The following is a 25,554-nucleotide window of genomic DNA, read 5'->3' as shown; positions in this document are numbered from 1 at the left end:
GCGCGCCCTTCTTTATGGTCAAATCTCGACCTCAACCCGGCCAATCGGGTTCGAACAGCAGGCCAGGATATACCCCGCCTCCACATCCTCTTCCGAGATGCCGCCGTTGTGCACCATATGCACCTCGCCCGCGGTCTTCTTGACCTTGCAGGTGCCGCAGATGCCGAAGGTGCAGCCCGACGGGATGTTGAGGCCCGACGCCTTGGCCACCGCCAGCACCGTGTCGGTCTCGGTGCAGTTTGCGGTCACGCCCGACGAGGCAAAGGTGATCTCGGCGGCAGCGGTCTCTTCCGGAACCACATCGTCCAGCTCCGGCGCATCGGCCTCGGTCTCCACCGGCGCGCCAAAGCTTTCCTGGTTGTAGTTCTCCATGTCGAAGCCCAGGCCGTTCAGCATGTCGCGAACCGCTTGCATGAACGGATCCGGCCCGCAGCAGTAGACTTCCCGCTCCAGGTAGTCGCCGGCGATGATCCCCAGCATGATCTGATTGAGTTGCCCGCGGTAGCCGGTCCAGACCTGATAGGGGTCGTCCTCTTCCACCACGAAATGCAGCTTGATGCCGGGCACCCGCGCCGCCATGCCCTCAAGCTGGCGCCGCGCGATAATCTCGCTGGGGCGCTTGGCGCAGTTGATGAAGCAGACGTCGGGCGACTGGCCGCGGTCGAACAGATACTGGGTCATCGACAGGCTCGGCGTGATGCCGGAGCCTGCGGAGATGAACAGGAACTTGCCGTTCGGGCGTTTCGGCAGGGTGAACACGCCCGCCGGGCCGGACGCCTTGAGGAACATCCCCGGTTTCAGGTGGTCCAGCATCCAGCGGGTGCCGATGCTGTCCGCCTGCGCCTTGACCGTGACCGAGATCGACAGCGGCCGCGAAGGCGAGGAGCTGATGGTATAGGTCCGCCAGACGGTCCCGCCCGGCACCGGCAGCTCCAGCGTCAGGAACTGGCCCGGCTGGTATTTGAACCACGCGCCGGACGGCGCGCGGAAGCTGAAGGTGGCGGTGTTCGGCGCCTCCGGCACAACAGAGACGCATTCCAGCATCTCGTCGTCCTTCCACGCCAGAGTCTCGTCCAGCGTCTCGAAGTTGGCCTGCAGTCCCATGCCCTTACTCCGCCGCGATCAGGTGGCGGCCGGTCAGCGCGCGGGTCAGATGCTCGGCATACCAGTTGGAGAACTGGATGACGCCGCTTTCCTGCACTTCCGAATAGGGACCGGGCTCATAAGCGGGCGAATTGATGCCCTGCTGATTGTCCTCCACCACGATGCGGTCCTCGTCGTTGGTCGCGACCCAGACCTCGGTCAGCCGCTTCAGGTCATAATCCTGACCCTCGACCGCATCCTTGTGCACCAGCCATTTGGTGGTGACTTCGGTCTCGGTCGGGCTGATCGGGGTGACGCGGAACACAATGGAATGATCCGGCAGGAAGTGGTTCCAGGTGGTCGGGTAGTGGAATTTCAGGAGCGTGCCCGCATCGGCAAACGGCACCCGGCCCAGCTTCTTGGCGACAGCCGCCTTGCCGTCCATGGTATAGCTCTCGGCGCCCTCATTCAGCGGCATCCGCGCCACCCGGTACTGGCCGCGCGCGTCGATCTGAAACTGCGCCGGCACGCCTGCCGCCTCGATCCGGTCGAAGTGCTTCTGCAGGTGCGGCGGGGTCTCGCCGCCCTCGACGCCGGTGACGGACGGATCTTCCGGGAAGGTCCGGCACAGCGACGGGTGATTGCCGCCGCAGTGATAGCACTCGCGGTTGTTCTCCCAGACCAGCTTCCAGTTGCCCTTCTCGATGATCGAGCTTTCATAGGCCACCTTGGCGTTGGCCAAGTCGTGCGGCTCCAGGTAGGGACGCGCGACCTCGGCAAATGCATCGAAATCCGGCGCTTCATCCGCCAGGCAAATGTAAATCAAACCCGCCAGGTCGCGGCAATGCACCGGCTTCAGCCCGTGCTTGGAGGCATCGAAATCCGGCCCCATATCGCGCGCCCACAACAGCGAGCCGTCCAGCTCATAGGTCCACTGGTGGTAGGGGCAGACCAGTTTGGGCGAATTACCCTTCTTCGCCTTGCAGACAACCGAACCGCGGTGGCGGCAGGCATTGTGGAAGGCGCGCACCTGGCCATCGGTGCCGCGCACGATGATCACGTTGTAGGCGCCGACCTGATGGGTCACGAAATTGCCCGCCTTCGGGATCTCGCAGGCGGGAATGGCAAACAGCCACTCGCGGTAGAAGATCTGCCGCATGTCCAGATCCAGAACGCCCGGATCGGTATAGAACGCCTGTTCCAGGGAATAGTTTTTCTGACGGGCCACCAGTTTGGCCAGAATCTCGCTGTCCTGAAGCATCTGCTTCTCTCCTTTGCCGCATCCCCGCGGCAGGTTGGCTTGGCTGCGGGCATGGAGAGAGAGATCGCAGGCCACGCGCCTGCAACCGCCCCGCCGCCACCCGCGGTTGACGTTTTTTTTGGCAAGGCTGGTTTCCGGACTGTCCCGGGGCCATTCGGCGGCGGGGCCTGGCACCTTCCCGAAGCCATTGGCTTCAGTGGTTTATTGCCATGCCTTGCCCGGGGTCACCGTTGCGGGGGCAGTGCCGGAGTTTCACCAGCTTCCCAATTCTCCGCCCCGAAAGGGCGGCACCTTGCTGAGGCGGAAATTGCCCTAATCCCGGCCCGCAAGCGGAGACAAATCCGACCCGCCGAAACCGGAAAAAGACATGCATGTTTGCCGCGCCCGCAGGGACAGAGATGTCCAGAATCTCAAACCGGCATCCGCCAGCCTGTTTGCGGCAAGGCGCTGATCTTTGGTGTAATTCCCCTCGAAACAGACACAAGGACCGATTCGCGGGGCGGTGGCCAGCAGGCAGGCCGGGCTGCGCCGCCGGATTCCGCCCTTGCCGCCGCCCCCGCCCTGCGGGCAATAATTGCGCCAAATTCCAAGACCTTTCACCAACCCCGCGTGATCAGAAAAGGCCGCCCATGCCCGGACCAAATACAGACAGCAGCGCCAAAACCATGTTGGCCGTCATGACCACCGGAAACGGCGGCTATGACAAACTTGAATACAAAGCCGTGCCGATCCCGGAGCCCGCAGAGGGGGAGCTTTTGCTGCGGGTCCTCGCAGCCGGGGTGAACAACACCGAAATCAACACCCGGCTCGGGTGGTATTCCTCCAGCGTGACAACGGACACCGCCGCGGCCGCCGGCCATCAGGAGACCCATGCCGAGCAAAAGGCCGACGGCGGCTGGAACAAGGCAACCCCCTTCCCCCTGATCCAGGGCACCGACTGCTGCGGCGAGGTTGTCGCCGCCGGCCCAGGCGCCAGCCAGACCTTGACCGGCAAGCGGGTTCTGGTGCGGCCCTGCATGCGCCCCAAGGGCTACGATGTAATGGACAACGTCTGGATGGCCTCGGACTTCGACGGCGCCTTTGCCCAGTATGTCAAAGTCCCGGCCTCCGAAGTATTCGCCGTTGACTGCCCCTGGTTGGACGAGGAACTGGCGACGATCCCCTGCGCCTACGGCACGTCCGAGAACATGCTGCACCGCGCAAACGTCCGCTCAGGCGAGCTGGTGCTTGTGACCGGCGCCTCCGGCGGTGTCGGCTCGGCCACGGTGCAGCTGGCCAAACGCCGCGGCGCCCGGGTGGCGGCAATCACCAGCCAGGGCAAGATGGATCAGCTGCGGGAGCTCGGCGCGGATATCGTCCTGGACCGCGGCAGCGACCTGCTGGCGGAGCTGGGCGGGGAAAGCGTGGACGTTGTTGTCGACAACGTCGCGGGGACCGGCTTCCCGCAGATGCTCAAGCTGCTGAAACGCGGCGGCCGCCTGGTGTCCAGCGGCGCCATCGCGGGGCCGGTTGTCGATCTGGACATGCGGGACATGTACCTCAAGGACATCACCCTGATCGGCTGTACCGCCTGGGACGAGCCGGTATTTCCAAACCTGATCTCATATATCGAGCGCGGCGAGATCCGGCCGCTGCTCGCCAAGGTCTTCCCGCTCAAGGACATCGCCAGGGCCCAGCAGGAGTTCCTGGAGAAAACCCATTTCGGCAACTTCGTTCTGGTGCCGCCGCAGGTCTGACGGCCGGCAGGCCTTCAAGACCAATGAAAAGGCCGCCTGGGGGGCGGCCTCTCCTTACTTCGATTTCCAGCTGTCCAGCCAGCGGCGGAACCGGCCCTGCCGCTCGGAAATCGCATCACCCGCGGCATAAAGACTGTCCTCGGCGCTTTCGATCATCGGGTCGATCCGCGCCCGCCGGAACCGGCGCCAGCGCACATAGATGGCCCACAGGACCGCAACCAGCAGCACCAGGAAGATGATGCTGAACCAATTGGTTGGCTTGTCCTCCGGCCCCGCCACCGGCTTGATCGACACCGCATTCGGGAAAATCGACAGGAACTCGTTGCGCCAGCCGTAATGCATCACCGCCACCCACTCCGGGTTGGCCCTGGTCGAGATACTGTCATTGGCGTCAGTGTACAGGTTGGCGGTGTCGAACTTGAAATAGGGCGGCCAGCTCCAGCCGGTGTCTTCGTTGCGATAGACGATGGCCCGGCCGCTGGGGCGCACCCCTTGGATAAACTGCACATCCCGGTTGATCAGCTGCACCGACTGGTCGTCAGGCTTGGACCAGAAGATCCGGGTCCAGTCGTTCAGCTCCTGCCGCTCCTCATAGGTGTTGACGATGCGCACCACGTCGTACTGCGGCAGCGTGTAATGCAGGAAGGCGCCGAACAGCACCCAGAAGGTGATCAGGAAGGCCCATTTGATGAAACGCACGGGGCAGCTCCTCACATGAAGTTAATGACATAGACCAGAAGCGCGATGGCTCCCAGCGGAACGATATAGACCAGGAGGATCAGCTTGCGCCGGAACGAGCGGTCATACTGCCTCAGCCCCCGCTGGATGAAGGCCGCGCGGTCGCCGGTCAACCCCTTGTCTTTCCAGCGCCGCTTCAGCTTCGCCCGCCGCACCTCGCGCGAGTAGAGCGACACCGCGCCATAGACCACGGTCAGCCCCACCAAGAGGATCAGGAGAAGGCGGATAAAGCCGAACATCCTAACGCCCCCTCACCCGGTTCACCGCGCCCCAGGGTCCGACCCGCTCCACCACGTTCTTGCTCCGGCTGCGCGGCAGCTTCGGCATCCGCCCCTCCATATCCGGCTCATGCCCGAACAGCGCCTCCCGCGCGCCGGCCTTGTCCACCGCATACTCCCTCGCCAGGAACTCCGCCGCATAGGCCTTTTTCGTCTCCGGCCAGCCGCGGTACTGGCGGTAGAATTCCTCCTTGTGGCAGATGAACAGCTGGCGGAAGTCATGCGGGCACAGCTCCGCCAGCAGCATGTTGACCAGATCCCGGTCGGCCGTGTCCGACGCCCGCAAGGAATAGAAATAGGCCGGATGGTCCGAGCGGATCCGCGGCCACTTGCCGCCCCCCTCAGCCCAGCGCACCAGTGCCGCCAGTCCCTCGAACTCCGCCGGCAGCTCATCCGCATGCCGCGCCGCCATCCGCCGCAGGTCCGACCGCGACAGGCCCGACAGGTCCCGCCCCTTCTCCGTCAGCACGGATACCGCCAGAAACCCCATCTTCTGCCGCAGGATCGCGGCCCCATCAACGCCGCGCGCCCGGATCACCGGCTCCGCCAGGCCGTTCAGCTCCAGGAACCGGGCAATCGCGTTGCGCTGGGTCAGGTCAAACACATGGCGCAGCGGCACGCCTTCGGGCTTCGCCCCGCTGGCAATCACCGCCGGATGCTCGACGCCTTGAAACAAATAAAGCCCGCCGAAATGCGCGGTCCAGAAGTTCGATTGCTCAAAGACCTCATGCTCCAGATGCACCGGATTACGGGTCACATCGCCGGTCTGCTCCGCCGTCGCAATCATTTCCCCGATCAGCGCATCGTCAAACCAGGCATCCTCGCCGGTCTTGAACCGCTCCACCAGCTCCGCCAGGCGGTCCGCATGGCGCAACGTGCCCTTGGTGGTATCCGCTTCGATCCGCACCTGGCGGATGTCGAACAGCTTCGCGGGCGAGGACACCTCAAACACCGAATTCACCAGCTCGCCGGCAACGGCATCGGTCGCCGTCAGCGCAAACAGCTGGCGTTCATTGACCTCGATGAACCGGCGCAGGATGTCCCGGCTGGTGGAGAATTTCACGTGAAGCAGCGGGCAGCGCTTCTGCTCGGTCGACAGCAGAATGAACTGCCGGTTCACCCCCGCATGGTTCAGATAGTGATCATCCCCCAGCTCGTCGCCGATCTCCGGCGAAAAGCCCGAGATATCGACGTGGAAATCGGTAAGCTGGCTAGTCTTGCCGGTCAGATGCTTCAGCGCGCGGTTATAGCGCTCCACCAGCGCGGGCGAGGCCACATGGAAGAGATTGCCGAACATCAGGCCATGCTGGATGAGGCGTTTCATTGTCTCGCACCTTTTCCGTCTCTGAAACCAAATATAGCAGTTGGAACAGGCAATATGCTTAGGAGTATAGCCTGCAGCTTTGCATAGCCGACTAACTGTCCAAGGGAAGCTTCCCCGTCCAGAGTATCGACGGTGTCAGCAAATAGTAACGCCAGCAAAATGGCCGAACTCACGATGACGGCCGAAGTTTCTCCTAGCATTCTTATGAAAAGTTGCTTTGCGCTACTTCCACCAAGTGAAACTCGTTTTCCTAACGAATTTGCGCGACGCCCCAAAGGATAGGCGAAAACGCATCCCAAAATCAGAGGAAGGAATAGCGCAATTAATCCAAGCACTTAGAAAGCCCCCAACCCGATACACAAGGACTAGTGAAATTTGATCTCCCATGCTCAGAGTGGTTCAGAAACCCACTGCTGGATGCCTCGAATTGCATTGTGAAGCGTTGGCTTAACAATCCGCCCGAGGCGCCTGCGGCTCGGGCAGCGCCCGTCCGCCCCCCTGGGCGGACGCTCCGCTTCCGCCCGCGGACAGGCTCTGCCCTTGTGTTGCGCAAGACAGTCATCATAGCCCCCTATGAGAGTTTTGCCGACGCAGCCTGGCGATAATCATGGCAATCGTAAAAACAGCGGCAGTAAGCGGCATCAGCAAGGACATAGAGAGCCGTTCCATAAAGATGGCAGCGCTAAGAATGCCAGAAAGGGTGACTACGCCCTGTCCCATCTCATCAACCTGAAAAGCTGCCACGATCAGAAAAATCACCATTGGAACAATGAGGGTAGGAATGAATGTGACAGAGAGAGCCCGTTTCATAGTCACCTCTTTCCTTCCAAACCTGCGCCCCATCACGATCCCGGCGACCACCGCGTAAGCTGCGGTGAAGACTGAAACCACAAGGGCAACATATCCAAAGAAAATTCCCAAAGGTCACTTCCCCTCCAGATACCGCCGCTTGGCCTCTTCCTGCCGCCCGAAATCGCGCACCATGGCCTCAATCGCCACCTCATCCGACTTGTCGGCATAGCGGAACTCGCTGTCGGCGTAGCGGTTGATCTCCTGCACCACCATGTCGACCGTGATGGGCACCCGCAGCTCGGCAATCATCGCGGATTTGGTCTCGTAATCCTTGAACAGGAACAGCTCCGGGTTCTCCATCCATTCATCCGGCAGCTCGAAATCCATCGCCCGCACCTTGACCGCATCGGTGATGTTCTTGATCGCGCGCCCGGTGAACCGCTCATCCGCGGCTTGGATCGCCTTCAGGTACGTGCCAAGCTTGGCCAGATCATCCAGCTCGCCGATCTGATCCTGCACCCGGCCAAACACCTCCATCAGCCCCGGCTCCTGCGGGTGGTTGTGCGCCTCGAATGACCGCGCGACGGCCTTCTTGATCTCCTGCGCGCCATAGAGGTCATGTTCACCCAGCGGAATGCTGTGGTTCTTGCCCATCAAGAGCGTCAGGATGTCGATGTAATCCTCCCGCGTCTGCGGCCCGTCCACCAGGAACCGCGCCCCCGCCCGCTGGCGCAGGGCGTCGTCCACATTCTCCGGGTAGTTGGAGAACATGCCAAAGGTGCAGTTGCCGCGCACCACGGTGTTGGCGCCGGCAAAGGCCTCCATGAACACCGCCGTCACCTCCTGCTGGCCGGCGCTGGACTGCCGGTCGCCGCGTTTTCCTGCGATCTGGTCGATGTCGTCGATGGTGCCAAAGCCGATCACGCCCGGGTCGATCACGTTCTGGATGAAGGATTTGGCGTTCTGCCCCGACTTGCCCTGGTAACTGTCGATATTGTCGATACCAAAGTTCTGATAGCGGAAGGCATAGCCCGCGTTCTGGCAATAGTCGTGGATCAGCCCCGCCATCATCTGAATGAGGGTGGTCTTACCGGTCCCCGGCTTGCCGTCGCCCATGAAGGTGAAGATGAACCCGCCCATTTCAGCAAACGGGTTCAGGCGGCGCTCAAAATCATAGGCCATAAGCATCTTGGCCAGCCGCATCGCCTGGTATTTGGCGATATGGTTGCCCACCACCTCATGCGGTTTCTTGAACGCCATGGTGAGGGTGGTGGACTTCGCCTTGGCCGCGGGCTCAAAGCCATTGATGGTCAGATCATCCGCCTCCACCCGCCAAGAAGCCGCGGTGAAGGCCTCCAGCCGCGGCGCGTTCTGGGCCCGCAGGGCCGCCTTCTCCATCAGCTGTTCAGCGTAAGCCGCCGCAGCCGCAATCAGATGCGCATCGTCTGGCGCATGCAGCGCCAGCTTCTGATCCAGCTCCCACAGCGCCCCGTGCAGCGCCAGCGGCGCGTTATCCGTCAGCAGCTCCTCCGCCTCGCCCACCTCGGCCTGCGTCTCGGACCCGTGCGGCGCCAGAAGATAGGCGGTGGCATTGGCAAACACATGCACCGCAATCAGCGCCTCGGCGGCCAGCAATTCGGTGAACTCCCCCTTGCGCGCCGCATCCAGCGAACCGGCCAGGTTGGCCCGCTTCAGATCCGCGAGGCCGGAGACATCCGCATAAGCCTCCGCCATCGCCAAGGAGACCGCCAGCGCCCGGCGCAAGGCGTGCTGCAAGGTCGCCTGCAAGGGAGAGGTCAGCGGATCCTCCCCATCCGCCGCCTCGATGCGGGCAATCAGGTGCACGCCTTCGGGGCGCGCGGTGGAGCGCGTCACCAGCCCCGGCGTGGTCGAGCGGAAGCGGCGGCTGCGGGCAATCCCGGGCGAGCGTTCTGGCGCCTGCGGGACGGCCTGCGGCTTGGCAATGCGCGGGGTGTGGTCGAACCCCTCCAGCATCGCCGCCGCAGCGGCGTAATGCTTGCGGATATCCTCTTCCCGCAGCTCCATCTGATTGCCTGAAATGCTCATCTCACCCTCTCAATCCCTACGCTGCAAACCAAAACCGATCCGCTCTTCATCTGGCTAAAAATATCCCCGCCGGAGGCTCCCGCCCTCAGCAAAAAGCGCAAACGTCAATACCGCAGCACCTGCCCCGCCTCGCTCACCACAAACTTCTGCACGTCCGCAAACCCCGGCGGATCCAGTTCTGCCAGTACCTGGAACGGGCGCTGCGGCAGGATGATCGCGCGCCGGGTCCGGGTGGCCCCTGTATCGGCGCCGCGCCCGCCAAAGGGGTCGAGCGCAAAGATCTCCCGCTGTACGGTGCCGAACCAGCCAGCGCGCTCCTCGCGCACCTCCTCGCTTTCCAGCTCCTCCAGCGTCCAGGCCAAGGCCCAGTCCTGGCCCTCGGGCGCTTCGGCCTCCTCCAGCACCCGGTGCAGCGGGCCGGACTGCTCGGTATAGGCGGAGGAATACATCGGCCCGACGTGGTAGCGGCGCAAATGCTTGGGGTGGAGGTCGTCGAAATCCTCGTCGAACCCCTTGGCAATGGTCACCAGCTTCAGCCCGGCCAAGGCCTGCGCCATCAGATGCGCCTGAACCTCGGGCCAGCGGCGTTCGTCCTTCGGCAGCGCCACCTTGCCGCTGTCCTCCAGCTCCATCAGGTAGATCACCGGCAGGTTCACCTGGCTGTCGTAGGCCGCCCAATGCAGCAGAAACCGCCGCCGCCGCTCGCCGATGTTTTCCAGCCATTCGCATTCCGGGTCGTTCTGGGTCCAGAACAGCTGCCCCTTCAGCAGCTCCTGATAATACAGCCGCTGCGACAGGGCGAATTGCAGCTTCGAGGGAACCGCCCGGTCCGAGATGATGGTGCGCACCATATCGTCCTTCAACTGCGTCTCGCTGGCCATATTTGCCAGATGCCGCTCCGCCTGCTGGGCGTCATTGGCCATGGTCATCAGCTCCGCCGCCACCGGAAAGCCACTGTCGCGCTTGTCCATCGCCAGGCTGCCGAAATACCTGCCTGTGTCGCGCCCCGCCATCAGATATTTCATCGACAGCGCCCGGAAGGTGAAGTTCAGCCGCATTAGATAGGCGGTCAGCACCTTCACATCGGATTTGCTCAGCCGCCCCTCCGCCTGCATCGCCGCCGCAACCCGGGTCAAATGCCGGATGATGGTCTCGAACTTCCGGAAATACCGGCGCGAGGCGAAGGTATCGCTGAGGCCTGCGTGGTCTTTGGCGGGATCGGTCATTGCTTAGGCTTCTTGTAGTTTTCGCCAAACATGCGTTTGGCATGGCCTTCTCCGTAAAGGTTTGCCGTGCCTTCCCCTAGGCCATAGTCGCGGAAAGAGTCCGCACAGGCCTGAATGAACCAAAGAAATGCAATCACAATACCAACAAAGGCAAAGACACTTGCCACCATCGCAAAGGGCGGAGCATGGAAAAGGTAGGCCATTGCGCTGCACAGCGTGAACCCAGCCAGCCCTATGCCAACCCCGATTCTGAATATCCGATTTTCGAACTTTGTCATGTGCACACCAGTGTTTACGGCTTTCTCCAGCCAGCGTTGTGGGCCGAGGTGTCTAACCAATCCGTTCCTTAGAAAGTTCCCAGGCAAAGACTGCGAACACTCCCGCTACTGCGGCCACAACCCAGCCTGCAAAATGGCCGCCAACGGCGAAGTAGAGAACGGCCAAAGTTCCAAAAATGACCGCCAGCACGCTCCACCAGAACCAGTTCGGCGGACACGGGATATTCAGGAACTCAAGCCAATCCAAGCTCACCCACCATACAGGTTCTTGTCGTGCTTCTCGACAATCGCGGCGAACCGGCGGGCAAAGCGTTCATCCGCCTTGGCCTTCTTCTCCAGCACGTCGCGGGCGAACACCATGTTGCCCTCATGCGCTTCCAGCATGTCGGCCATTTTCTGATTGGTCGCGGTGCCGATCGCCGCCATTGCGGTCTGGGCTTCCTTGTCTGTCTGCACGCCGATCTCGTTGATCCGGTGCGCCACATCCTGCTGCTGCGCGGTCTTAAGCGACTTGGTCAGCGCATCATACAGCACCACCCGCTGCTGGGTGTCTGTCTGCAGCTTGTTGATCAGCACCATCTGCGTGGCGGCCTGGTTCTGCAAACTATCGACCCAGGTCTTGCCCTTCTCGATATAGCGCTCCAGCGTCTGGGACTTGGCAAGCTTCACCTGCTCCTCCTGTACCAGCGCATTGTACTTGGTGTTCAGCTCCGCCAGCTCAGTCTCCAGCTTGGTGCGCGCGGCCGCGTCCTGCTCGACCGAGATCTTGTTCTCCAGCTCGATGATCTGCGGGTCCAGCCCGACAATCTCAGCCCGCACGCCCTCCAGCTCCTGCACGGTGAACTCGCGGTCGTCCAGCGTGGCCGTCAGGTTCACCTGCACCTTTTCCCGCTGCTCTTCCAGCGTGGCCAGCTGGCCCTCCAGCAGCTTCACGATCACGTCCGACTTGGCGATCAGATCCTGCAGCTTGTCGTCGATATTGGCGGTGCGCATCCGCTCCTGGCGCATCGAGTCCGATTTGCCCTTGGAGAAGAAGCCGACAAAGCTCTCCCAGCCGGTCTTGGAGCGCATCTCGTCAAAATCCTTGGAGAACGCCGCCGTCACATCGTCCAGCCCCATGATCAGCTCGGCGATGTTTGCGTTCATCACCTCGGTGTGCGCGTGGACATCCTCCAGGGTGGCGTTTTCGATGTCGATGCTGGCATCCTCGCCCGCCTCGATCTTGCTGCGCGCGGTCTCGATGCGCGAGGTCAGCGCCTCAATCCTGGCCTGAGAGTCCCGGACCTTCTCCTGGCTCTCCTCCACCATCCTGTCAAATTGGGAAACACTCATAGTATCCGTTCCTCCCGCTCAAATAACTGATCTGGATATGGGGATGTAAAATGAATTTACATCCCCTCGGACGGCGCAATTCCGCCCGTTTCCAAGTCACTGTTGCAGAGAGGCCGCACAAAGAAAACCCCCGGGGAAACCCGGGGGCTGTTTCGCGCAAAAGGGGCGGCGTCACATGGTCTGCCGCTTGCCCAGAACCAGGAAGGTCATCATTCCGAACGGCGGAATATTCTCCTGCTGCTCCACGCTCAGCCCGTCCTCCTGCAGCACCGTTTCCAGCGCGAAATCGGAGTGCCAGCCAATCACGTTGGCAAGCGGCGCCGAGAGCTTCTCCAGCGAGGCACGGACCCCCTTGCCGCTCTTGAAGTGGTTGGTGATCACCACCTTGCCGCCGGGTTTCAGAACCCGCGCGATCTCGCGCATCACCTGCTCAGGATCGGGCACGACGGACAGCACATGCATGGCCGCAACGGTGTCAAAGGAATTGTCCGGGAAATCTAGCTGCCGCGCATCCATCTGCCGCAGCGCCTCGACTTGGGTCAGCCCCATCTCCCGCACCTTGGCTTGCGCCTTCTTCAGCATGTCATGGCTGAAATCAATGCCGGTCACCTGCAAGTGCGGCGCATAATGCTGCAGCGACAGCCCGGTGCCGACGCCAACCTCCAGCACTTTGCCCTGGCGGGAATTGATAAACCGGGTTGCGCGGCGGCGGCCCGAGCGCGTCACCGCTCCAAAGGTCCTGTCATATACCGGCGCCCAGCGCGCGTAAGATTCCTCTACTGCCTTGATATCCAATTCGTCCCTCCCCTTGGACGTCTTGGGCTAGCCCTTCGGCTTGGAAACCAGCCCCCAAATAACCATAGCAACGTAGCCAACGCATAGCACAACCAGCACCGTCCATGCATAGGTCAACAGTGCCGCAGCCATAAAGGCAAAGCCCACCAGCAGGTATTTAACATGCTCGCGGGAGATTTTCATCGCCTTGGGCGACCAGGTCTGGATGTGGCTGATCATCAGCAGGCCGACCACCACCATATGCAGACAGATCAGCAGCTCCGGCAGCACCATCGCCCCGTCAAAGGCAAAGGAGACAAACATCGGCAGCATCGCCAGAAACGCCCCGGCAGGCGACGGGATGCCTTCGAAGTAACCGCTGCGCCCCTTCGGCTCCTCCTCCGACTTGCTGCCGACATTGAACCGCGCCAGCCGCACCACGCAGCAGACCGAGAACACCAGCACCGAAATCCAGCCCACGCCGCGCACATCCTGCAACGCCCAGAGATAGATCACCATCGGCGTCGCCACGCCGAAGTTCAGGAAATCGGCCAAGGAATCCAGCTCCGCCCCCATCTTGCTCTCGCTGTGCAAGGCCCGCGCCAGCCGCCCGTCAAGACCGTCCAGCACCGCAGCCAGCAGGATCAGCATCACCGCCAGCGTGTAATTGCCGTAAACCGCAGCGCGGATCGCCGACAGGCCCGCACAGATGGCGCCGATGGTCATCATGTTCGGCATCAGCTGGATCAGCGCGAATTCGGATTTCTTCTTTTCCGGGGCGTCATACATGGCGGTGGCACTTTCTTCCTCGCGGGGCGCTGGAGAGGCCGCGGCGCAGAGGCAAACCTTGGGGTAAACTTGGGGGCTATTGTAACCGTTGCGCCCGTATGCCCCAAGAGCCGCCGCGGCGCAATATTTGCGGCCCCGGCAGCCGCCCCAGTGCAAAGGGGATGCCAAGGGGGTGCACAGGGGGTGTACGCAAGGTGTACAGGCGGTGCCGCCTGAAATGAGAGGGCACCGTGCATCGCACGGTGCCACGCCCAACTGCGAATGCCTCCCTCCAGGAGGCCATGAGCAGGCGGGAGCGCCCCGCCTGCTCCGCGGCTCATCCGACCACGTTGAACTCCGGGCCGTAGGGGTACTTGGTGATGTTCTCGTTGCCATCCTCGTGGATCACCAGGATGTCGTGCTCGCGGTAGCCGCCCGCGCCGGGATTGCCCTCGGCAATGGTCAGCATCGGCTCCATTGAGATCACCATGCCCGGCTCCAGCACTGTGTCGATATCTTCGCGCAGCTCCAGCCCGGCCTCGCGGCCATAGTAGTGCGACAGCACGCCGAACGAATGCCCATAGCCGAAGGTGCGGTACTGCAGCAGATCGCGCTCCTCAAAGAAGGCATTGATCTTATGTGTGATTTCCGCACAGCTCGCCCCCGGCTGCAGCAGCGAAATGCCGTATTCATGGGCGGCGACGTTGGCCTCCCAGATCTTCAGGCTCTCGGTATCCACTTCCTTCACGAACATGGTCCGCTCCAGCGCGGTGTAATAGCCGGAGATCATCGGGAAAGTGTTCAGCGACAGGATATCGCCGCGCTGCAGGGTGCGCCCCGTCACCGGGTTATGGGCGCCATCCGTGTTGATGCCGGACTGGAACCACACCCAGGTATCGCGGTATTCGGCATCCGGGAACCGCTTGGCAATCTCCAGCTCCATCGCATCCCGCCCGGCCATCGCAACGTCGATCTCGCGCACGCCTTCCTTGACCGCTTCGCGGATCGCAAAGCCGCCCACGTCGGCAACGGCTGCACCGGCCCGGATCATTTCGATCTCGGCCGCCGACTTGCCCATCCGCTGGCGCATGGTCGGCTCATAAAGATCAACCAGCTTGGACGGCGCCAGGAACGCCTCCAGCTTGCCCTTCTGCAGCAGCGTCAGGTGGTCGCTTTCATAGCCGACGACCGCGCCCCCGCCGCTTACAGACTTGATTGCACGCCAGAAATTGTCGCGCTGCCAGTCGGTATAGGTGATGTTGTCGCAGAACGAGCGGCGCCAGGGCTGGCCTGCGTCGATGCCGGCCGAGATGGTCACGGCCTCGGTCGCGGTCACCACCAGCCCATAGGGGCGGCCAAAGGCGCAATAGGTGAAGCCCGAGTAGTAAGAGATATTGTGCATTGAGGTGAAGACGGCGGCACTCACCCCGGTCTCCGCCATGATCTTGCGCAGGCCCGCAATCCGCGCCTCATACTCGGAGACAGCAAATTGCAGCGGCGCCTTCTCACCATTGTGAAAACGGTACATTTCAGGACGTGCAGTCATATCAGACCCTTCCTTCTTACAAGAAAGGTCCCGGCGTTCAGGACAGTTTGGAATGTGGGGGCACCATGTATCCCATGCGGTTTCCCATGCGGCGACGCCATCGCCTGGCCCTTGCGCGGAAGATGCTGCGGAAACCGGATTCTGGCAAGAAGAATTTACACCCCAGGCCCGTAGGGTGGGCGATTCCGCCCACCGCTCCGCGATCAGTTCACGATCAGCGCCACCATGTCACTTTCGGGATCCCCCAGCGGGTCGATCACGTTGAAATGATGTTTGCCAAAGGCGATCACATGATCCGCCTCCCAGGCCTCCACCAGCCAGATCGCCTGATCCAGAAAGGCCGGGCGCTCCTCGCCGCCGACCCAGACCGTGACCTCAGCCGGGTAGCGGTCCGTCATGTCCACCGGGCTTTCGGCAATGGCCGCAGCCGAGTCCATTTGAAACTTCTGGTTCATCGACGTCCGCAGAAGCGGCCGCAGATCCGCCAGCGGCGAGATCGGGATCACCGTCTTGATCCGCTCCCCCACCTCTTCCGGCAGCAGGGCCTTGTCCAGCATCCGCGCCACCAGATGACCGCCCGCCGAATGGCCCGCCAGCGCGATCGGGCCCTCGACCTCTGCCGCGATCCGGGTCACCGCCGCGGTGATCTGCCGGGTGATATCGGCGATCCGCACATCCGGGCACAGGTCATAGGACGGCATCGCCACCGCCCAGCCATGCGCTATCGCCCCGCGCGCCAGATGCGACCAGGAGCTTTTGTCGAACGCCAGCCAGTAGCCGCCGTGCACAAAGACAAACACGCCCTTCGGCGCGCCTTCCGGAAGGAACAGGTCAAACCGGTGCCGGCTGCCTTCGCCATAGGGGATGTCCAGGCGGGCGCGCTCATGCAGGCTGTTGCGGAAATCCTCGGCCGAGGCCGCCCAGCGCGGCGGGTATGCCTCTGCGTTCTCGATATAGGCCCCGTTGGCATAGGCATCATCCAATTCCATGCCTGATCTCCCCTTGAAATTATTCTTTGCGGCTACCTGACAGTCTCGCACAGGACATGTCAAATTGCCCGGCTGAAAATCCCGCCTCCCGCAATCCCTGCCGAAAAATTTGATCAAATTCTGGACTCATCAATCCTTCTGGACATATCAAGGCACAGCTGATTTGCATTTCAGCGACAGAACACCCGGGAGGCACGCAATGCTTGACGCTACCACTGATCTGAAATCCCTGCTCAAAGACCCCAGCCTGCTGGAGACCCGCGCCTATATCGGCGGCAAGTTTGCCGACGGCGACGGCACCTTTGACGTGACCAACCCCGCCCGCGGCGACGTGATCGCCCAAGTGGCCGATGTCAGCCGTGCCCAAGTGGCCGGAGCCATTGCCCAGGCTGAAGCCGCGCAAAAAGACTGGGCCAAGTGGACCGGCAAGGAGCGCGCCAACGTGCTGCGCAAGTGGTTCGACCTGATGATGGAGAACCAGGAGGATCTGGCAGTGATCCTGACCGCCGAAATGGGCAAGCCGCTGGCTGAGTCGCGCGGCGAGATCGCCTATGGCGCCTCCTTCATCGAGTTCTTTGCCGAAGAGGCCAAGCGGGTCTACGGCGAGACCATCCCCGGCCACCAGCGCGACAAGCGCATCACCGTGATCAAGCAGCCGATTGGCGTCGCCGCCTCGATCACGCCGTGGAACTTCCCCAACGCGATGATCACCCGCAAGGCCGGCCCGGCGCTGGCGGCGGGCTGCTCCTTCGTTGCGCGCCCCGCGGCGGAGACGCCGCTGTCGGCCATCGTGCTGGCGGTTCTGGCAGAACGCGCCGGGATCCCCGCGGGCGTGTTCAACGTGGTTCCGTCATCACGCTCTTCGGATGTGGGCAAGGAATTCTGCGAAAACCCCGCGGTGCGCAAGCTGACCTTTACCGGCTCCACCGAAGTGGGCCGCATCCTGCTGAAGCAGGCCTCCGAGCAGGTGATGAAATGCTCGATGGAACTGGGCGGCAACGCGCCCTTCATCGTGTTCGACGACGCCGATCTGGATGCCGCCGTCGAAGGTGCCATCATGTGCAAGTTCCGCAACAACGGCCAGACCTGCGTCTGCGCCAACCGGATCTATGTGCAGGCCGGCGTCTACGATGCCTTTGCGGAGAAGCTGAAAGCCGCGGTCGAGAAGATGAACGTGGGTGATGGCCTCAAGGAAGACACCCACTTCGGCCCGCTGATCAACAAGGACGCCCTCGACAAGGTGCAGGAGCATATTTCCGACGCCACCTCCAAGGGCGGCGAAGTGATCCTGGGCGGCAACCCGTCGGAGCTGGGCGGCAGCTTCTTCCAGCCGACCATCGTCAAGGGCGCGACCCAGGACATGGCCTTTGCCACCGACGAGACCTTTGGCCCCCTCGCCCCGCTGTTCAAGTTCGAGGACGAGGACGAAGTGATCGCAATGGCCAATGACACCATCTTTGGCCTGGCGTCCTATTTCTACGCCAAGGATCTGAGCCGCGTGTACAAGGTGGCCGAGGCGCTGGAATACGGGATCGTCGGGGTGAACACCGGCATTATCTCCACTGAGGTCGCCCCGTTCGGCGGCGTCAAGCAGTCCGGCCTGGGCCGCGAAGGCAGCCACCACGGTATCGAAGATTACCTGGAGATGAAGTACATCTGCATGTCGGTCTGATCAGACCTCTATACCATCGCCCGGACCAGCCGGGCGATGGCCTGCCCCCAAGCTTGTTCCATCTCTGTGTCGAACTCGCTGCCTAGAACCTGCCGAAGGGCCTTGAGCAGGGACTCCACCGTCTTCTCAACTTCATAACTTCCCAGACCATAGGCGGAGTGGGATACTTTCAACCCTTCGCAAAGCTCGCAGAGATCACGATCGTCAGTAAGCCCGCCTACCGCCGCGGCAAGCATAATCGAAAACATCTCTTTCTGCTTCGGCGCCTCGCCGGTGAAGTAGGGTTTTACGTGGGGAAGCTCTGCAAGCAAGTGCCTGTAGAAATGTTCGGCTAGAACAGCTTTTTGCGAGTAGATACGGCCAAAGCTTCCGGTGACGATTTCTATATGCCGCGGCTCCACCCACCTACCCTGAACTTGAAAGTTTCAAGATTAAATCACCATAAAATTACATCTCAATGATTGAATTTGATACGGACGTTTACGGCACCTTGCAGCCCAAAAACGACATCCACACCTTGAGGCCCGGGGCAGCCTGCGCCCCGACCCGGAACCGCCCCCCTATCCAAGCCCTTCAAACAGCGCAAAAAAGCCCCCCGCAACGCGGGGGGCTGGAACACTCGAAAATCCGCGGGATCAGTTGACCGTTTTGGCCTCGATCTCGGGACGGCTCGAGCGGGAGGAGGAGATTTCGATCCGGCGCGGTTTCAGCGCCTCCGGCACCTCGCGGTGCAGATCGATATGCAGCATGCCGTTTTCCAGGCTGGCGCCGGTCACGCGGACATGGTCGGCCAGGGTAAAGCGGCGTTCAAAGGCGCGGGTGGCGATGCCGCGGTGCAGGAAGGTACGTTCCTCGCTGTCTTCGGCCTTCTTGGCGGCGACAACCAGGGCATTTTCCTTCACTTCGACGCTCAGGTCTTCCTCGGCAAAACCGGCGACGGCAATCGAGATGCGATAGCTGTCGGCGTCGGTCTTTTCGATGTTGTAGGGCGGGTAGCTGGACTGGGCGGCATCGGCGCTCAGGGCGCGGTCCATCAGGTTGGCGATCTGGTCAAAGCCGATGGTTGCACGGTGCAGCGGTGTGAAATCAAAAGTACGCATCTTCCATCCTCATTCATGAGCGATTTCTGGGTGCCTTCCCCGCGGGGACAGGCTGGAATTTTCCGGGCCCCAATCAGCGGCTGCCCGGATAGTCCTGAGATAGGAAGGGGAAAATACGGCTTCAAGGGGGCTGTCAGCCGCCCGGGCGCACAAATTTCGCACCGCCTGCGGAGCTGCCGCCGCCGACCCGGATCCGCTTGATCCGCCGGTCCGGCGCCGCCGCCGGATTGCGGCGCAGCTGGGCCTTCAGCTCCGCCACCCGCTGCGGCAGTTTCATGCCAAAGGCCACCTGCTTGCCCCGGTAGTTGCCACCGCCGGATACCAGCGCCAAAATGCGCCCGCGCCCGCCCACCTGCGAGAACACCGGCGCCCCGGAAGAGCCGAAGGTGACGTTGCAGTCGATCATAAGCACATCCTGATGCTCTCCCATCAGGTTGCACTGGCGCTGCCGCGACAGCGCCTCTGCACGGCCCTGGCCATAAGACGTGACCGAGATATCACTGCCGTACTCACGGCCCGAATGCAGGGCAAAGGTATCCGCCTGACCGCTGAGGACCGGCTCTGCCAGCCGGATCAGCGCCACGTCGTGACGGATGTTTTCCAGGCTCAGCGGGGTACGCGGGTCAAAGCCCGGATGCGCGGCGATCTGCAGCGCCCGGCGCTCGGCAATTGCCACCCCGTCGCGCAGGCCGGCGCGGAAGGTGATCTGCTCCGCCGGGCGCAGGGTCTTGTCCCGGCCATAGACGCAATGCGCCGCGGTCAGCACCAGATCCGGTGCGATCAATGTGCCGGTGCAGAACCCCTGGCCGTTCAGCTCCAGCCGCCCCACGGCCTCCCAGCCCAGCAGGTCATCGCGATCAGTCAGGCGCCGCAGGCCAGTCCCCTGCGCCATTGCGCTGCCAGCGTACGCCAGCATGGCAACAGCTGCTATCAAAGCCCGCCAGATCATTGCCTGATGAACTTGGCACCAGAAGAGCTGCGCCCCTCGCCAACCCGCACACGCCCGACACCAGGCGGCAAGCGGCCGCCTGTCGCCACGCCGGTCAGTTGCGCCTGCAACAGCGTCAGCTCTTCGGCCAGGGCAGAACCGAGCGAGACCCGCTCGCCGCTCACCTCGGCCTTGGCGGAAATGACCGAGACGATCCGCGGGGTGCCGCCTTCAAAGGAAAACACCGGCGCCCCGGAGGAACCGAAATCCACGTCGCAGGACATCACCAACACCCCTTGCTGGCGCGCCATCACCGCGCAGACTTCCTGCAAGGACGGCGCCTCGGAGCGGTCATGGGCATAAGAGACCACACCGATTTTCGCGCCCTTGCGCGGGCGCTCTTCGGTTTCAAAAGGCGTTACCGTGGTGTTGCGGATCGGACGCTGCAATTGCAGCAGGGCAATGTCGTTGCGCACCCGGTCCGTCGACAGCTCACCGTCATAGACATACAAGGGATGCTGCACCGCCCGGCGCACGCTGCGGTAGGCCGAGGCGCGCCCGTTGCGCCAGCCGGCCAGGAATTCGATGGTGGCGGGATCAATCGGCGCCTTGGTGCGGCTGTCATAGAGGCAATGCGCGGCGGTCAGCACCAGGTCGGGGGCGATCAAGGCACCGGTGCAGAACCCCTCGCCATTCACGTCGAGCCGGCCAACGGCCTCCCACTTGCGGCCTGCATCCAGCGTATCCATCCGCTGCAACCGGCTGTCCTGCGCCATCACCGCGGCCGGCAGCAACAGCGCTGCAACCGCAAGAATCCACTGCCTCACCTGCGTCTCCTCTTATCCACCGGCTGGGAGATTACCTGTCTGTTCAGGCAAAATTACGGCAAGCCTGCGGTGAATGCAGCCCGATTCTTTTGGCGGCGGCCTCAGCGCAGGATCGGCACCTCCGGCGCGCGTTTGCCCGGCGCAGTCATCGCAGGCGGCTGCGGGCCGCCGGTCGCCCAGTCCAAGAGCTCCACCGTGTGCACGATGGGCACCTCCGTGCCGGAGCCGATCTGCATCATGCAGCCGATGTTCCCAGCCGCAATCAGATCGGGTGACTTCGCCTCCAGCGCCTTCACTTTGCGCGCCTTCAGCTCGGCAGAGATTTCCGGCTGCATCAGGTTGTAGGTGCCGGCCGACCCGCAGCACAGGTGGCTGTCGGCGGGCTCCACCACTTTGAAGCCTACGCGTTTCAGCAATGTCTTCGGATGCGTCTTGATCTGCTGCCCGTGCTGCAGCGAGCAAGCGGCGTGATAGGCCACGGTCAGCCCTTTGTCTGCGCCCTCGGGCAGCTCCAGCTGCATCAGAAGTTCGGAGATATCCATCGAGATGGCCGAGACCCGCGCAGCGTCTGCCGCCAGCGGCTCATTGCGGAACATGTGACCATAATCCTTAACCGTGGTGCCGCAGCCGGAGGTGTTGATGACAATGGCGTCCAGCCCCTGTTCCTCCATCTCCGCCGCCCAGGCGCGGATATTCCTGGCCGCGGTGGCGTGGCTCTCGTCCTCGCGCCCCATGTGATGGGTCAGCGCGCCGCAGCAGCCCGCGCCCTCGGCTACCACCACCTCGCAGCCCAGCCGGGTCAGCAGGCGGATGGTGGCGTCGTTGATATCGGTGTTCAGCGCCTTCTGCGCGCAGCCGGTCATCAGCGCCACGCGTTTCTTGCGCGGAACCTCGGGCGCAAAGCTCTGCGGATCGTCATTGCGGCTGACCGGCGGAATGGTTTTCGGCGCCATATCCAGCATCGCGCGCAGCCGGGGATCCGGCAGCAGCCCCTTGAAGGGTTTCGCCAGCTTGGCCCCCAGCAGCGCCAGCCGGAACCGGCCCGGATAGGGCAGGATCCGCGCCAAGAGCCAGCGCAGCGCCTTATCGCTCCACGGGCGGTCGTAGTGCTTTTCGATGTAGGCGCGTGCGTGATCCACCAAGTGCATGTAGTGCACGCCCGAGGGGCAGGTGGTCATGCAGGCCAGGCAGCTGAGGCAGCGGTCGATGTGCTTGACTGTCTTTGCGTCCGGCACCCGCTCGTTCTCCAGCATGTCCTTGATCAGATAGATCCGGCCGCGCGGACTGTCCAGCTCGTCGCCCAGCACCTGATAGGTGGGACAGGTGGCGGTGCAGAAACCGCAGTGAACGCAGGTCCGCAGGATTTCATTGGCCCGCTTGGTCCCGGGGTCCTGCAGTTGTTCTTCAGTGAAAGTGGTCTGCATGTCTTACCCCATCAGGCCCGGGTTGAGGATGCCGCGCGGATCAAACTGGCGCCGCAGCCCTTCGGAAATGGCCGCCAGCGGTGCGGGCTGCGGCTGGAACACGCCCAGCCGGGCGCGGGTGTCCTGCGAGGCACGAACGAGCGTGGCATGGCCCGGCACGCTGATCCGGTTTCGCAGCTCTGTCCCCGCGGGGACAAGCGCCCAGATCAGCCCGCCGCCCCAGTCGAACTGCAGCGCCTCCGCCTCCAGCCGCGGGGCCAGATCGACGGCATCTGACGGTTTCACCGATATCCGCCAGACGTCTCCGTCCCGCCCGTGAAAGGAAGACACATCGCGGATCCCCTGCCACAGGCCTTGGGCATCCTCGTGCACTTCGGTTGAACCGCAGGCCGACAGCAGCTCCGCCAGCCTGCCGCTGCGGTAGGCGGCGGAGTCCTGGAACCCCTCCACCCGGATATGCGCCTGTTTGCTCTTCGCATCATAGGCCGCGCCAGTGACATCATAGGGGGAGCCCAAAGCCGCCGACATCGCCCGCACCGCAGCGGGCAGATCCACGCCGGCCACGGTCACCGTGGCACTGGCCTCGGCCCGCGGCAGCACCTTGAGAGACACTTCCGTCAGCACCCCCAGGGTGCCATGGGCGCCGCACATCAGCTTCACCAGGTCATATCCGGTCACGTTCTTCATCACCCGGCCGCCATTCTTGACCGCCTGGCCGCTGCCGTCCACGAACCGCACCCCCAGCAGGTGATCGCGCGCCGCCCCCGTCTGGATGCGCCGGGGGCCGGAAAGACCCGCGGCAATCACCCCGCCAATTGTGGGCTCGCCATCCGTTCCCAGCAGCCCGCGGTGGTCCATCGGCTCGAACGCCAGCTGCTGGTTCTCCGTGGCCAATAGCGCCTCCACTTCGGCAACCGGCGTGCCCGCCTTGACCACCAGCGTCAGGGCGCCGGGCTCGTAGAGCTCCACTCCAGCTAGACCGCGAGTACTCAGGACCTCGCCTTCCACCGCCAGCCCGCGGGTTCCGCCGCCCCGAATGCTGAGTGGCCCGCTTACGCCTGCAATGGCTTCGGCCAGTTCCGCCTCGCTCCCTGGTGTCATCATTTTCATCTTTCCGGAAATACTCTGGGGGTTTGGGGGCAAAACCCCCATTACTCGGCAGCCAGCGCCACGGCCCGGCGGCCTTCGGTCACCGGCAGCGGAAACACCTTGGCCGGATTGAGCAGCCACTTGGGGTCAAACACGTCTTTGACCTTCAGCTGCGCCTCCAAATCCGCTTCGCTGTACTGATGCAGCATCAGATCCCGTTTCTCGATCCCCACGCCATGCTCGCCGGTCAGGCAGCCGCCTGCCTCGACACACAGCTTCAGGATCTCGGCGCCGAAGGCCTCGCAGGTTTCCAAGTCTCCCGGTTTGTTGGCGTCGAACAGGATTAGCGGGTGCATGTTGCCGTCGCCCGCGTGAAAGACGTTGGCCACGTCCAGACCGAATTCCTTGCTCATCTCGCCGATCCGGCGCAGCACGAAAGGCAGCGAGGATACCGGGATGGTCCCGTCCAGGCACATGTAATCGTTGATCTGCCCCATGGCGCCAAAGGCCGATTTGCGGCCCAGCCAGATGCGGGCGGCCTCATCCGCGTCGCTGGCCTCGCGCAGTTCCACCGGGTTGTGGGAACGGGCAATCTCCACGATCAGTCCAAGCTGGTGGTCGATTTCCGCCGGGCTGCCCTCAACCTCGATGATCAGAAGCGCCTCGCACATCGGGTAGCCCGCCTTGGCAAAGGCCTCGCAGGCCTCGATGCAGGGGCGGTCCATGAATTCGATAGCCACCGGCAGCACGCCTGCCTTGATGATGTCCGACACACAGGCGCCGGCCACCTCGTTGCTGTCATAGCCGATCAGAACCGGCCGGGCGCCCTCCGGCTTGCGCAGGATGCGCAGGGTGGCTTCGGTCACCACACCCAGCTGGCCCTCGCTGCCGCAAATCACGCCCAGCAGGTCCAGCCCGCCCGGATCCAGATGGGCACCGCCGATCTCCACCACGGTGCCATCCATCATCACCATGGTCACGCCAAGCAAGTTGTTGGTGGTGACGCCGTATTTCAGGCAATGCGCCCCGCCGGAGTTCATCGCGATATTGCCAGCAATCGCACAGGCCAGCTGCGAGGACGGGTCGGGCGCGTAAAAGAACTCTTCCTCCTCCACCGCGCCGGAAACGCTCAGGTTGGTGCGGCCGGTCTGTACCCGGATGATGCGGTTTTCATAGTCTGTCTCCAGCACCTCGTTCATGCGGGCCACGCCCAGGATCACGCAATCCGCGGTCGGCAGCGCCCCGCCTGCCAGCGACGTGCCCGCCCCGCGCGGCACCACCGGGACGCCTTCCTCGTGGCAGATGCGCAGAATGTCTGAGACCTCCTGCGTGGTGCGCGGCAGCACTGCCATCAAAGGCGGGCATTTGTAGGCGGTCAGCGCATCGCACTCATAGGCGCGGGTCTCCATCTCATCCTGGATAACCGCATCGGACGGCAGCACGGCCAGCAGCCGTTCGGCAAGCCGCGCCTTACGGGCCAGAATGGCGGGGTTCGGGGATGGCATCTCCATGGGGCTCTCCTCTTTGGTAAAATAATATTACCAATTTATCGCATCTGGCAAGGGGCGGAATGCCGCGCTAGGGTCGGGCCATGATCTGGACCACCCGCCTTGCGCAGTTTTCCCTGTTCGACCTTGCCGCCCTGACCCTGCTGATCGCCAGCTGGCTGTGGATCGGCTGGCGCATTGAGAACCCGCCAAAAGGGCGGCCGTCGGTGTCCTGGCTGATGGCCGATTTCCGGCGCGACTGGATGAAGCGGATGGTGGAGCGCGATCCGCGGATCTTTGACGCCCAGCTGGCGGGCAACCTGCGCCAGGCGACGGCGTTCTTTGCCTCCGCCGCGATGATCGCCATTGGCGGCGGGCTGGCGCTGATCGGCAATACAGAGCAGCTGGCAGGCGTTGCCGAGGACCTCATCCAGGACAGCGCCCCGGCCTTTGTCTGGGAGATCAAGATCCTGGTGGTGCTGCTGTTTCTGTCGAACGCGTTTCTGAAATTCGTCTGGTCCCACCGGCTGTTCGGCTATTGCGCGGTGGTGATGGCGGCTGTGCCGAATGACCGGGAGGACCCGCTGGCCTATCCGCGCGCCGCGCAGGCCGCCGAGATCAGCATCACAGCCGCACGCAGCTTTAACCGTGGCATGCGGGCGACCTATTTCGCCCTCGCCGCAGTGGCCTGGCTGGCGGGTGCGCTGCCGCTGGCCGGTGCAGCGGTGATCACCTTCGCCGTCCTCTACCGGCGCGAGTTCGTCTCGCACTCGCGCACTATCCTGATGCGCATCCCGCCGGAAAGCGACGGGGACACGGTTTCGTGACTGCAGGC

The 25,554-nt window shown here is 63.0% G+C and carries 25 protein-coding genes and 1 riboswitch; of the genes, 3 read left to right on the top strand and 22 right to left on the bottom strand.

Annotated elements, in window-relative coordinates; translation table 11 throughout:
* Window positions 1-18: 18 nt before the first annotated feature.
* Together AC5STI_RS16375 and AC5STI_RS16370 are read right to left on the bottom strand one after the other, a co-directional pair.
* The gene (locus AC5STI_RS16375; RefSeq protein ID WP_495447388.1) at window positions 19-1,104 is read right to left on the bottom strand and encodes an FAD-binding oxidoreductase; all 1,086 of its coding nucleotides are present in this window, start codon (window positions 1,102-1,104) and stop codon (window positions 19-21) included.
* 4 nt (window positions 1,105-1,108) lie between these two features.
* Window positions 1,109-2,344 carry an aromatic ring-hydroxylating oxygenase subunit alpha gene (locus tag AC5STI_RS16370; RefSeq protein WP_495447387.1) on the bottom strand — a complete coding sequence of 412 codons (1,236 nt, stop codon included), beginning with the start codon at window positions 2,342-2,344 and terminating at the stop codon, window positions 1,109-1,111.
* A 108-nt stretch (window positions 2,345-2,452) separates the two neighbouring features.
* Window positions 2,453-2,654: riboswitch (cobalamin riboswitch) on the bottom strand.
* 319 nt (window positions 2,655-2,973) lie between these two features.
* Between AC5STI_RS16370 and AC5STI_RS16365 the strand changes: the two genes are divergently transcribed.
* Window positions 2,974-4,080, top strand: coding sequence for an alcohol dehydrogenase family protein (locus tag AC5STI_RS16365; protein ID WP_495447386.1), 1,107 nt, complete (start codon window positions 2,974-2,976; stop codon window positions 4,078-4,080).
* 54 nt (window positions 4,081-4,134) lie between these two features.
* Here AC5STI_RS16365 and AC5STI_RS16360 read toward each other — a convergent pair whose 3' ends face one another.
* The 13 genes from AC5STI_RS16360 to AC5STI_RS16300 form a co-directional block, all read right to left on the bottom strand.
* Window positions 4,135-4,779, bottom strand: coding sequence for a DUF1523 family protein (locus tag AC5STI_RS16360; protein ID WP_495447385.1), 645 nt, complete (start codon window positions 4,777-4,779; stop codon window positions 4,135-4,137).
* Window positions 4,780-4,790: 11 nt separating this feature from the next.
* Window positions 4,791-5,057 carry a hypothetical protein gene (locus AC5STI_RS16355; RefSeq protein ID WP_495447384.1) on the bottom strand — a complete coding sequence of 89 codons (267 nt, stop codon included), beginning with the start codon at window positions 5,055-5,057 and terminating at the stop codon, window positions 4,791-4,793.
* 1 nt (window position 5,058) lies between these two features.
* Window positions 5,059-6,420 carry a DUF6638 family protein gene (locus AC5STI_RS16350; protein WP_495447383.1) on the bottom strand — a complete coding sequence of 454 codons (1,362 nt, stop codon included), beginning with the start codon at window positions 6,418-6,420 and terminating at the stop codon, window positions 5,059-5,061.
* A 561-nt stretch (window positions 6,421-6,981) separates the two neighbouring features.
* Window positions 6,982-7,341 carry a hypothetical protein gene (locus AC5STI_RS16345; RefSeq protein WP_495447382.1) on the bottom strand — a complete coding sequence of 120 codons (360 nt, stop codon included), beginning with the start codon at window positions 7,339-7,341 and terminating at the stop codon, window positions 6,982-6,984.
* Window positions 7,342-7,344: 3 nt separating this feature from the next.
* Window positions 7,345-9,279 carry an AAA family ATPase gene (locus AC5STI_RS16340; RefSeq protein ID WP_495447381.1) on the bottom strand — a complete coding sequence of 645 codons (1,935 nt, stop codon included), beginning with the start codon at window positions 9,277-9,279 and terminating at the stop codon, window positions 7,345-7,347.
* Between the two features lie 104 nt (window positions 9,280-9,383).
* Complete coding sequence (locus AC5STI_RS16335) at window positions 9,384-10,505, bottom strand: hypothetical protein (RefSeq protein WP_495447380.1); 1,122 nt, start codon at window positions 10,503-10,505, stop codon at window positions 9,384-9,386.
* Window positions 10,502-10,783 carry a hypothetical protein gene (locus AC5STI_RS16330; RefSeq protein ID WP_495447379.1) on the bottom strand — a complete coding sequence of 94 codons (282 nt, stop codon included), beginning with the start codon at window positions 10,781-10,783 and terminating at the stop codon, window positions 10,502-10,504. Before AC5STI_RS16330 ends, AC5STI_RS16335 begins: the two co-directional genes overlap by 4 nt.
* A gap of 52 nt (window positions 10,784-10,835) precedes the next feature.
* Window positions 10,836-11,036, bottom strand: coding sequence for a hypothetical protein (locus AC5STI_RS16325; RefSeq protein ID WP_495447378.1), 201 nt, complete (start codon window positions 11,034-11,036; stop codon window positions 10,836-10,838).
* Complete coding sequence (locus AC5STI_RS16320; protein ID WP_495447377.1) at window positions 11,033-12,115, bottom strand: hypothetical protein; 1,083 nt, start codon at window positions 12,113-12,115, stop codon at window positions 11,033-11,035. Before AC5STI_RS16320 ends, AC5STI_RS16325 begins: the two co-directional genes overlap by 4 nt.
* Window positions 12,116-12,286: 171 nt before the next feature.
* Window positions 12,287-12,910, bottom strand: coding sequence for a class I SAM-dependent methyltransferase (locus AC5STI_RS16315; RefSeq protein ID WP_495447376.1), 624 nt, complete (start codon window positions 12,908-12,910; stop codon window positions 12,287-12,289).
* 27 nt (window positions 12,911-12,937) lie between these two features.
* Entirely contained in the window at window positions 12,938-13,678 is a 741-nt protein-coding gene (gene pssA / locus AC5STI_RS16310; RefSeq protein WP_490398809.1) for a CDP-diacylglycerol--serine O-phosphatidyltransferase, read from the bottom strand.
* 316 nt (window positions 13,679-13,994) lie between these two features.
* The gene (locus AC5STI_RS16305) at window positions 13,995-15,203 is read right to left on the bottom strand and encodes an aminopeptidase P family protein (RefSeq protein ID WP_495447375.1); all 1,209 of its coding nucleotides are present in this window, start codon (window positions 15,201-15,203) and stop codon (window positions 13,995-13,997) included.
* A 203-nt stretch (window positions 15,204-15,406) separates the two neighbouring features.
* The gene (locus AC5STI_RS16300) at window positions 15,407-16,192 is read right to left on the bottom strand and encodes a hormone-sensitive lipase (protein ID WP_495447374.1); all 786 of its coding nucleotides are present in this window, start codon (window positions 16,190-16,192) and stop codon (window positions 15,407-15,409) included.
* Window positions 16,193-16,391: 199 nt separating this feature from the next.
* On the opposite strand from AC5STI_RS16300, the gene AC5STI_RS16295 reads away from it, so the two are divergent.
* Window positions 16,392-17,864, top strand: a complete 1,473-nt coding sequence (locus AC5STI_RS16295; RefSeq protein ID WP_495447373.1) for an NAD-dependent succinate-semialdehyde dehydrogenase — start codon at window positions 16,392-16,394, stop codon at window positions 17,862-17,864.
* Between the two features lie 8 nt (window positions 17,865-17,872).
* Here AC5STI_RS16295 and AC5STI_RS16290 read toward each other — a convergent pair whose 3' ends face one another.
* From AC5STI_RS16290 to AC5STI_RS16260, 7 genes are all read right to left on the bottom strand, one after another.
* Window positions 17,873-18,265 (bottom strand): globin domain-containing protein, encoded by a 393-nt coding sequence (locus AC5STI_RS16290; RefSeq protein ID WP_495447372.1) that lies wholly within the window; start codon window positions 18,263-18,265, stop codon window positions 17,873-17,875.
* A 234-nt stretch (window positions 18,266-18,499) separates the two neighbouring features.
* Window positions 18,500-18,964, bottom strand: coding sequence for an Hsp20 family protein (locus AC5STI_RS16285; RefSeq protein ID WP_475049422.1), 465 nt, complete (start codon window positions 18,962-18,964; stop codon window positions 18,500-18,502).
* 133 nt (window positions 18,965-19,097) lie between these two features.
* Window positions 19,098-19,913 (bottom strand): trypsin-like serine peptidase, encoded by an 816-nt coding sequence (locus AC5STI_RS16280; protein WP_495447371.1) that lies wholly within the window; start codon window positions 19,911-19,913, stop codon window positions 19,098-19,100.
* Complete coding sequence (locus AC5STI_RS16275; RefSeq protein ID WP_495447777.1) at window positions 19,910-20,668, bottom strand: trypsin-like serine peptidase; 759 nt, start codon at window positions 20,666-20,668, stop codon at window positions 19,910-19,912. Before AC5STI_RS16275 ends, AC5STI_RS16280 begins: the two co-directional genes overlap by 4 nt.
* A 152-nt stretch (window positions 20,669-20,820) precedes the next feature.
* Window positions 20,821-22,143 carry a glycolate oxidase subunit GlcF gene (gene glcF / locus AC5STI_RS16270; protein ID WP_495447370.1) on the bottom strand — a complete coding sequence of 441 codons (1,323 nt, stop codon included), beginning with the start codon at window positions 22,141-22,143 and terminating at the stop codon, window positions 20,821-20,823.
* A gap of 3 nt (window positions 22,144-22,146) precedes the next feature.
* Window positions 22,147-23,244: an FAD-binding protein gene (locus AC5STI_RS16265; protein WP_495447369.1), complete on the bottom strand. Its 1,098-nt coding sequence runs from the start codon at window positions 23,242-23,244 to the stop codon at window positions 22,147-22,149.
* Between the two features lie 50 nt (window positions 23,245-23,294).
* On the bottom strand, window positions 23,295-24,743 hold the full coding sequence (locus AC5STI_RS16260) for an FAD-linked oxidase C-terminal domain-containing protein (RefSeq protein ID WP_495447368.1): 1,449 nt from the start codon (window positions 24,741-24,743) through the stop codon (window positions 23,295-23,297).
* An 80-nt stretch (window positions 24,744-24,823) separates the two neighbouring features.
* On the opposite strand from AC5STI_RS16260, the gene AC5STI_RS16255 reads away from it, so the two are divergent.
* A complete protein-coding gene (locus AC5STI_RS16255; protein ID WP_490398817.1) occupies window positions 24,824-25,546 on the top strand; it encodes a DUF599 domain-containing protein in 723 nt (240 codons plus the stop codon).
* The last annotated feature ends 8 nt before the right edge of the window (window positions 25,547-25,554 follow it).

The sequence above is a fragment of the Leisingera sp. CC-HEC096 genome (assembly GCF_059429235.1).
The sequence above is the reverse complement of the archived record's forward strand: the minus strand, read 5'-3'. Positions and strand labels throughout refer to the sequence as shown.